Source organism: Sphingomonas chlorellae (assembly GCF_056485145.1).
This window is the reverse complement of sequence record NZ_JBQXXM010000002.1, coordinates 85,570-94,842: the sequence shown is the minus strand read 5'-3', so window position 1 is coordinate 94,842 and position 9,273 is coordinate 85,570. Positions and strand designations below refer to the sequence as shown.

Below are 9,273 nucleotides of genomic sequence, written 5' to 3'. Positions count from 1 at the left end.
CTTCACTCCGCTCCGAAGGTTTTGGTGACGGTGAACCAGCCGCGGGCGCGGCGACGGCTGCCGTCCTGGTTACGATCGCTGGCGTCGGCACCATGATTGGGACCGAACGGGGCCGCGAACACGCCGGAAACATTGATGCCGCCCGGCAGTGCATAGGAGATGCCGATGCCCGCGCCGGTCAGGCCATAGCCGTTGTCGGCGCCCGCCGGACCCCAGCCCCGCCAGGTCTGGGCGTGGCGCTGGGTGAGGCCGGCGTCGACAAAGGCATAGAGGTCGACGCCCTTCAGCGCGCCACGCGTCACCGGCAGGTGCAGCTCGACATTGCCGACGACGCCCCGATCGCCCAGCGCTTCATTGGCGGGATAGGCGCGCACGCCATAAGGACCGCCGAGTGCGAACTGTTCGGAGGAATCGAGATTGGCGAGCGACCATTGGCCGGTCATGCGCAGCCGCAACAGCGCAGCGCCCGCCAGCCGCTGATCGCGGCTGACCTCGGCGTTGATCTTGCCGAACGCACCTTGCGTGCGTGCCGTGACCGCGTCGATGGCCCGGTCGAGCGCCAGACCCGACAGGTCCAGCCCCCCCAGCGTCATCCCCAGCACATAGCGCGTGCGTCCGCCGCCGCCCAGCAGGTCGCGGCCCTCACCCGCCAGGCCGAACATGACACGGTGGACCTGCTTGCGATGCGCGGGCATGCCGAACAGGTCGTCATGATAATGACCATGTTCATAGGTGACGCGCAGCCGCAGTGCCTGCGCCTCGGTACGCAGGACGGGATAGCTCAGCTCCACCCCCTGCGTGTCCGCCTCGCCGCGCCCGTCGACCGCAGCAAAGCCGTCGCCCAGCTTGTAACGCAGATAGCTTCCGTAAACGCCCAGACGCCAGCCGCCCGTACCGATCGGCGTGCTCCAGCCAAGCTGGCCAAAACCCAGATTGCGTGAGCCGAGCCCAAGCAGCGTCAGCTGGTCGCCATGTCCGGTGAGGCCGTTGACCGCGATCGATGCGATCCCACGATAAAGACCGCTCGCCTTCACCCCGCCATTGTCGGCGCCGACATAGCCGCTCACCAGCGGTGCGTCGCGCACCGTCAGCGCCAGATCGCTCGTCCCCGGCGTGTCGCCCGCCTTCAGCACGGCGTCGGCGCGCACGCCCGGCACGTCGTTGGCGATGAGGACGCCGCGTTCGAGCAGCTCGGTCGAATAAGGGGCGCCCGATACCAGCCGCCCGGCGACGATCCGCCGCACGAAATCCGCATCGGCGCGCTTTGCCTGATCGTCCAGCAGGACGCGGCCGAAGCGGCCTTCGATCACCGTGATGTGGATCACGCCGCTGCTCGCATCCTGCGGGGGCAGCAGCGTCCGCGCAAAATAGCCGCGACGCCGATAGACGTCGGCGACGGCCTGCGCCGCCGCCTGGAGTTGGCGGAGATCGAGCGAGCGCCCGGCATAGTCACTGACCGCAACCTCAAGCTCGCGGACGGGAATCAGCGTCGCGCCGCCGATGACGAAACGCTCGACGTGAACGACATCGCCCGACGGTGCCGTCGCCTCGGGCGCGGCCCGGGGGACGGCCGGCGGCCGGGGCCCTGCGGTGCCGCCGATGATCCCCTGGCGCAGGTCCCGCTGCAGGCTGCCCGCGTCGGGTACGACCTGCTGCGCCGCGGCGGGCGCCGCGAGCGCCACGGAAACGCCGACGCCGATCAGCGACGGCGCCACCCGCAACGCAACACCCGCGCAACGCGGCGAATTTCCTGAAATCTTCATTGAGCCCCCCGGCAAATATGCCGTCCGACGCGCCGAAGAAGCGCAATCATCAGCATAACGAGATAAGGTTCCGCCCGTTTTCACGGGCACGTCAAAGCGAACCGGCACCGACCTTGTGGCGGGCAATGCATGCCCGACGAGACCCGCACCTCAATTGCGGAGCCGGTCCGGGTAGAATTGTTCATAATACCACCGGCATGCGGAATGGATGTGCGCCTCGATCCGGGGCGGGAGCGCCCGGAGCGACGGGCTGTTGAGCGCGGCATGCCGGTCATGTGGATATTTCAGCCGGAAATAGCTGTCGCTCTCGGCGGGGCCGATCGGCAGGGCCGCGAAATCGACCGCGTGGGGCGAAAGCCCCAGCCAGGCGAACAGCCGCGCCGTCACCGCTTCGGGGTGCGCGACCAGATCCTCCAGCCGCAGGAAGAACAGTCGTTCGCGCACCGCTTCGGGCAGGTCGTTGATCGCGTTGAGCGAGACCAGCGCGTCGCCGACCACCCGCCCCTTGCCGAACAGCGCATCTGCCCGACCCAGCCGATCATAGTCGGCCAGCCCGTCGATGAAGTCGATCAGGATGCTCTTCTGATGCTGCGCCTCGATCGAGGCGGCGACCTGGGTAAGATCGCGCAGGCATACGATCATCCGCGCCTCGGGCGCCAGTTCGAGCAAGGTCTCGATGCTGTGCAGCCACAGCCGGTTCTTGTCGACCACCAGCCGCTTGCCCGTGCCCCCCAACCAGCCGCGCAGATAACCGGTCATGGCGGCCTTCAGCCGGCCATAGGCACTGTCCCGCGCCTGATCGAGCTGGGCGAGAAAGAAGTCGTCATGGCTCACCTGGCGGCGGATCGCGAGCAGCGTGTTGCACAGGGGCGAACTCAACCCCTCGCACGCCACTTCGGGATGCGCGGCAAGGATCTGGCACAGCAATGTCGACCCGGCTCGCGGCAACCCGGTCACGCAGACCAGCCCGGGCAGGTCCGCGCCGGGGATCGGGTCGGTCATTGCGGTGGCGGCGCTTGGCATGTCCGGCGTCACAGGCCGGCCCCCGCAGCAAGGCGAGCGCACGGCGCATGCGCCCCCGCGACGCCGGATCCGATGGGCATGCAGGGGAGCAATCCCGTCATCGGCTTTGCTGCCCGCCAGAAGATGCCCGGTCCAAGCTGAACGAGATCGCCGCTCATGCTCGATGGCATCGCGGCGCCGCCCCGCTGCCAGAGGGAGGCCGCAGAGGGCAACGGATCGACGGCGGTCCGCATGCTCATGTTGGTCGGGCGCACATAAGGCAGACGGTTGATCAGCCCCACCGGCGCGTTGTGATAGGTGATCGCGTAATTGCCGAGCCCTGCCCCGACCGCATCGGCGACGCTGATCGCATAAGGGGTGTTGATCAACGCGCCCGCGGCTACACCGGCGCTTGCCAACCGCACGCCATCGACGCGATCTCCGTTGACGAGGCCGCTCGCGATGAACGCCGTTGTCCCCAGCTCGAATTCCTCCCCGATCGTCCGCGTCCGGTCGAGTGCCGTAATCGTCAGGGCGCGCGGGGTGATCGCCACAGTGCCGCCGACGAAGCGGAGGACATAGTTGCCGCCGGCCGCAAGCGTGCCCTGACCGATCGCATAGCTGCCGACCGATGCAGTCGAACTCGCCGCCGTCGCCAGCGCGCCGCTCAACATGTCGCCGTTCACCAGCCCGCTCGCGGTGTAGGTGAGGCCCGGCAGAGGGTCGCCATACACCATCGCACGGTCATTCGCGGTCACCGTCAGCACGCGCGGCACGATCGTCACGCTGCCGCCGGTGAAGTTCAGGCTGTAGTTGCCGCTCGCCGACAGCGTGCCCTGCCCGATGGCATAGTTCCCCGCCGGCGCAGCCGCGCTTGCGCCCGTCGCCAGCGCACCGCTCAGCGTGTCGCCATTCACCAGCCCGGTCGCGATATAGGTGAGGTTCGGCACCGCATCGCCATAAACGATCCGCTGATCGTTGGCGGTGACGGCCAGCGCACGCGGGGCGATCGTTACACTGCCGCCAGTGAAGCGCAGTACATAGTTGCCGCCCGCGCTCAACGATCCCTGGTCGATCGCATAGCGGCCGACCGAGGCGGTCGCACTTGCTGCAGTCGCCAGCGCGCCGGTCAGCATGTCGCCGTTGACCAGTCCGGCGGCCGTGTAGGTCAGGTTCGGCAGCGTGTCGCCATAGATCATCGTGCCGTCGTTCGCCGTGACGGTGAGCGCACGCGGCGAGATCGTCACGTTGCCGCCGGTAAAGTTCAGCACATAGTTGCCGCCGGCACTCAACGTGCCCTGGCCGATCGCATAACTGCCGACCGAGGCGGTCGCACTCGCTGCAGTGGACAGCGCGCCGCTCAGAGTGTCGCCGTTGATCAACCCGCTGGCTGTGTAGGCCAACGGCGGCAGCGCATCGCCATAGGTCATCGTCCGGTCCGGCGCCGTCACGGTCAACGCGCGCGGGGTGATCGTCACGCTACCGCCCGCAAAATGCAGCACATAGTTGCTGGTGGCGGCCAGCGTCCCCTGCCCGATCGCGTAGGTGCCGACAGAGGCCGTCGCGCTCGCCCCCGTCGAGAGCGCTCCGGTCAGCGTATCGCCGTTGACCAGCCCGCTCGACACATAGGTCAGACTCGGGAGCGCGTCGCCATAAGTCATCATGCGGTCGTTCGCCGTCACCGTCAGCACGCGCGGCGTGACCGTCACATTGCCGCCGGCGAAGTTCAGCACGTAATTCGCACTGGCCGCCAGCGTGCCCTGGCCGATCGCATAATTGCCGACCGATACCGTCGAACCCGCGCCCGTCGTCAGTGCTCCGCTCAGCGTGTCGCCGTTGACCAGTCCGCTCGAAACATAGGTCAGGCTCGGCAGCGCGTCGCCGTAAGTCATGGTGCGGTCGTTCGCCGTCACCGTCAGCGCGCGCGGCGTGATCATCACACTGCCGCCGGTGAAACTCAGGCTGTAGTTGCCACCCGCGCTCAGGGTGCCTTGGCCGATTGCATAGCGGCCGACCGACGCCGTCGCACTCGCCCCGGTCGCCAACGCACCGGTCAGCGTGTCGCCGTTGACCAGACCGTTCGCGCTGTAGGTCAGGCTCGGCAGTGCATCGCCGTAAGTCATGGTGCGGTCGTTCGCCGTCACCGTCAGCGCGCGCGGCGTGATCGTCACACTGCCGCCGGTAAAACTCAGCGTATAGTTGCCGCCCGCGGTCAGCGTGCCCATACCGATCGTATAATTGCCGACCGACGCCGTCGAACTCGCACCCGTCGTCAGCGCACCGCCCAGCGTGTCGCCATTGACCAGCCCACTCGACACATAGGTCAGGCTCGGCAGCGCGTCGCCGTAAGTCATGGTGCGATCGTTCGCCGTCACCGTCAGCGCGCGTGGCGTGATCGTCACGCTGCCGCCGATGAAACTCAGGCTGTAGTTGCCGCCCGCGGTCAGCGTGCCCATACCGATCGTATAATTGCCGACCGACGCCGTCGAACTCGCACCCGTCGTCAGCGCACCGCCCAGCGTGTCGCCATTGACCAGCCCACTCGACACATAGGTCAGGCTCGGCAGCGCGTCGCCGTAAGTCATCGTGCGGTCGTTCGCCGTAACCGTCAGCGCGCGCGGTGTGATCGTCACACTGCCGCCGGTGAAACTCAGGCTGTAGTTGCCACCCGCGCTCAGGGTGCCTTGGCCGATTGCATAGCGGCCGACCGACGCCGTCGCACTCGCCCCGGTCGCCAACGCGCCGGTCAGCGTATCGCCGTTGACCAGCCCGCTCGACACATAGGTCAGGCTCGGCAGCGCGTCGCCGTAAGTCATCGTGCGATCGTTGGCGGTCACCGTGAGAGCGCGCGGCGTGATCGCCAAATTGCCGCCAGTGAAGTTCAGACTGTAGTTGCCGTTCGCCGTCAGCGTGCCGCGCCCGATCGCGTAATTGCCCACCGACGCCGTCGAACCCGCGCCCGTTGTCAGCGCGCCGCTCAGCGTGTCGCCATTGACGAGCCCGATCGCCGTGTAGGTCAAGCTCGGCAGCGCATCGCCATAGGTAATGGTGCGGTCGTTCGCCGTCACCGTCAGCGTGCGCGGCGTGATCGTCACGCTGCCGCCGTTGAAGCTCAGCATGTAATTGCCGCCGGCGGCCAGCGTCCCCTGGCCGATCGCATAGTTGCCGACCGACGCCGTCGCACTCGCCCCCGTCGTCAACGCACCGCTCAGCGTGTCGCCATTGACGAGCCCGATCGCCGTGTAGGTCAGGCTCGGCAGCGCATCGCCATAGCTCATGGTGCGGTCATTCGCCGTCACCGTGAGCGCGCGCGGCGTAATCGTCACGCTGCCGCCGGTGAAGCTTAGCGTGTAATTGGCGCCCGCGGTCAGCGTCCCCTGCCCGATTGCATAGCTGCCGACCGAGGCCGTCGCACTCGCTCCCGTCGTCAACGCACCGCTCAGCGTATCGCCATTGACGAGCCCGGTGGCCGTGTAGGTCAGGTTCGGCAACGCATCGCCATAGACCATGGTGCGGTCATTCGCCGTCACCGCCAGTGCGCGCGGCGTGATCGTCAGGCTCGCCGTCGCGTTCGAGAAGATCAGGTCATAGCCGCTCTGCGTCGAATAGAGCCCCCCTGCCCGAACGCTGTAGGTGCCCGCATTGGTGCACGATGCATCGCCGCCCGAGCAGGCGATCATCGAACTTCCCAATATCTGGGCCGCATCCGCCGCCTGCCCGCTCGCGGTCGTGACCACCGTGCCGAACGCTCCGGTGGCGCGGTTTCCGTCGTAAACCGCGGTGGCAGAAGCCGGACCCGACAGGCTGACCGACGCTGTCTGCAGGAAGGCCTTGAGCAACGGCGCGGTCGATCCTTCATAGATGCGCCAGGTCGTCGCCTGACCACCCGTTGTGTCGATCTCCCACCCGTTGAAACTGGCCGCGCGCTTCATGTCTGCGGCCAGGAGGCCCCGCGCGCCGGCGCCGTACGTTCCGCTGCCGACGGCAAAGCCAATCCCTGTTCCGTCGGCATCCCAGTAACTGTTGGTGATCTTGCTCGCGCCCATCGCGGTGTCTTCGAGGCCAACGATCCCCCCGACAGCCCCGCGGGAACCCTGCATGGACCCGGCCGCATAGGCACGGTCGATGGTACTCTCGGTGGAATATCCCACCAGACCGCCAACATTGTTCGTCCCCTTGACGCTGCCGGTCGCATAGACATTGCGGATGGGGGTGGTGTTGCTGTTACCGATCAGCCCGCCGACATTGCTGCTGCCCGAGACCGCACCGCTGGCATAGGCGTTCTCGATGGCCTGGCCATAGGTGCTCACGCCGACGAGGCCGCCAATATTGTCCGATCCGGTCACGCTGCCGGTGGCAAAGGCGCGCTGGATCGTGCCGGTATTTTCCCCGACCAGGCCGCCGATGACCGGTGTCGGCACCTTGTCCGTGTCCTGATAGGTTCCGCTGAAATAGAAACCGTTGCCGATCACGGGGCCGGTGGCGAAGGAGTCGCTGATCGAACCGCCGTTGGTCCCGGCCAAGCCGCCGACGCGCGACACGCCATAGGCCTCGCCCATTGCCGCCCCGTTGACGATACTACCGTCATTCTCGCCGACCAGCCCGCCGACACGGGTATAGCCGATGATGTCGACCTTGGCGGTAGCGTTGCGGATCACGCCGCGGTTCACGCCGACCAGTCCGCCGACCTGATAGGCCTGCGGTATCCGGATATAGCCGGCGGCGGAAACATTGAGGACCGTGCCATAGTTGCGCCCGGTGAGCGGGCCGACATTCGACCCGCTGTTGACGCTCCAGTCCTGAAGATTGACGTCGACCAGGTTCAGGTCGCGCACGGTCCCACCGCTCGCGATCTGGCCGAAAAGTCCCAGGTTCGACTGCTTGGTCGAGAAAATCGTGAGCGGAATCGAATTGCCCAGCCCGGTAAATAGTGCATTCAGCCATGTGACCGGAGATTGGGTGAGATTGCTTGCCGCGGGCAGGTTGTGCGCCAGCGCAAAGGCGCCGGTCGCATTGCTGATTCCCTGCAGCTCGGCCCATGAGCGCAACAACGTGAACGAGGTGCCGTTGATCGTCAGCCCTTGCCCGCTGAAACCGTCAGCAAAGCTGATCGACGCGCCGCTGGCGAATGCATAGTCGCCGCCGTTGGCCGTCTTGAACACTACCGAGCCGCCGCCATTGACCGCGATGTTCGCGTTCACCGCAATGCCATGATAGGAATCGAGCGTAAGCGTCGCGCCGGTGTTCCAGGAAAGCCCGGCGTTGATCAGAATATCGCCAGCGCCGCTGGTCACGCCATTACCATAGGCGCTGGCGCCGCCGGCCCCGGTCTGAAGCGTCACGCTGGTGTTTCCACCAAGCGCCGCGTTGATGCTTGATGCCGCGGTGGCGTCGACGACGAGATCCTCGGGATCGAGCAGCCAGGTACCGCCGCCGGCATCGATGCTCGAATTGCCGATGTGGAGCAGATGGCCCGACGTTTCGATCGCGCCGGGGGTGCCGTCTGCACCGTTCGCCCGGATCGTGCCGGCGACTTCCGTGGTGCCGCCTTCGCTAACCAGCCAGACCTTGCCGCCGTCGGTGCGGACGCCTGTTGCGTTGATCGTGCCGGCCCGGTTGCCGGCCAGCGCGTAGACATTGCCCTGCTGCGCACGCAACTCGACATTCGCCGCCTCGATGATGCCGCCATTCGCGACGCGCGTTCCCTGATCGCCATAACGGACCGAAAACAGGCCGCCACCGTCGTTGGCGCGGTCGCGGAGCAATACCGTGTTCCCGGCGATCAGCCCGGCAGTGCCGTCGCGCGCGGTCAGCGAGCCGTGGTTTTCGACGACCGCACCGATCAGCGCGACATTGCCGCCCAGCGCGCCGACCTTGCCCAGATTGACGACCGCGGCGCGCGACGGGCCGGAGAAGGTCAAGCTGCCGCCGGCAAGGAATTCCGCATTGGACACGTCAAGGGTCGAGGCGACGAACGTCCCGCCGGTCTCGACCACGCCTTTCGCGCCGATCACGATCCCGTTGGGGTTGATCAGATAGACCGAGCCTGACGCGAGCAACTGACCGTCGATTGCAGACGCCGCCGTTCCCGAAACGCGGTTGAGCGTCGCGCCCGCACCGTTGTCGAACCGCACCCGCGCGGCCTCGCCGACCGAGAAGGACGACCAGTCGAGGATCGCCCGATCGCTGGCCTGGTGGATGTCGAGCGTATTGCCCGACTGGGCGATCGTGGCCTGCCCGGCGACGACCGATCCGCCGGTCGGCAGCGCGGCGGGCGCGCCCGATTGGGCATGTGCGGCGATCGGCAACCCGCTGGCGAGGACGCTTGCGCACAGCAGCCAGCCGCGGCGCCGGCGAACACATGCGCGTCCGAACGATGCGGAAACCGGTTCACGATGCTCGATCGCCATGTGTCGTCTTTCGTCCCATGCCCAGGGCAGAGCTCGAATGACGGCGGCACGGCGCGGTGGTTGCGCGCGACGCGGCAGACCGGCAAGCGCCGCGCCCG

3 protein-coding genes are annotated in these 9,273 nt (G+C 67.0%); all 3 read right to left on the bottom strand.

The genetic code is table 11. The annotated features are described in order from the left end of the window. Window positions 1-2 precede the first annotated feature (2 nt). Entirely contained in the window at window positions 3-1,763 is a 1,761-nt protein-coding gene (locus tag ACT3CF_RS06910) for a ShlB/FhaC/HecB family hemolysin secretion/activation protein (protein WP_478421478.1), read from the bottom strand. A gap of 150 nt (window positions 1,764-1,913) precedes the next feature. Next, window positions 1,914-2,765, bottom strand: a complete 852-nt coding sequence (locus tag ACT3CF_RS06905; RefSeq protein WP_478421477.1) for a sulfotransferase family protein — start codon at window positions 2,763-2,765, stop codon at window positions 1,914-1,916. A 29-nt stretch (window positions 2,766-2,794) separates the two neighbouring features. Continuing rightward, window positions 2,795-9,175: an MBG domain-containing protein gene (locus ACT3CF_RS06900; RefSeq protein WP_478421476.1), complete on the bottom strand. Its 6,381-nt coding sequence runs from the start codon at window positions 9,173-9,175 to the stop codon at window positions 2,795-2,797. Window positions 9,176-9,273: the final 98 nt, after the last annotated feature.

Bases quoted from the DNA above. Each gene is read 5' to 3' on its own strand.
- ACT3CF_RS06910 (WP_478421478.1), bottom strand. From the start codon at position 1,763: ATGAAGATTTCAGGAAATTCGCCGCGTTGCGCGGGTGTTGCGTTGCGG.
- ACT3CF_RS06900 (WP_478421476.1), bottom strand. From the start codon at position 9,175: ATGGCGATCGAGCATCGTGAACCGGTTTCCGCATCGTTCGGACGCGCA.
- ACT3CF_RS06905 (WP_478421477.1), bottom strand. From the start codon at position 2,765: ATGACCGACCCGATCCCCGGCGCGGACCTGCCCGGGCTGGTCTGCGTG.